The sequence below is a fragment of the Thermus sp. FJN-A genome, assembly GCF_054655095.1.
Genome location: NZ_BAAHSC010000037.1, coordinates 1 through 244, shown reverse-complemented (window position 1 = coordinate 244; position 244 = coordinate 1). Strand labels below are relative to the sequence as shown.

The window sequence follows — 244 nt, the reverse complement described above, 5'->3', positions numbered from 1 at the left end:
GGGGGGGGTTGGGACCTCGAGGCCGACCTCAAGGCCTGGCAGAGGCGCTACCCGGGGAACGAGGAGAAGGCGAGGAGCCTCCTCAAGGCCCTCAAGCGCCCCGAAGGGGTGAACCCCGTCACCCTCGTCGTGGACGACGCCACGGGCCTCACCCCCAGTGTGGTCCCCTGGCTGGTGGCCTTCGCCGAGGTGGCCACCCTGGTCCTGGCCGTCCACCCGGAGACCCTAAGGAAGGGGGGTACAA

General features: G+C 70.5%; 1 pseudogene. It reads left to right on the top strand.

The features are described 5' to 3' along the window. A pseudogene (locus tag ACYQ0J_RS00180) lies at positions 1-244 on the top strand (ATP-binding protein); the annotation flags it as partial.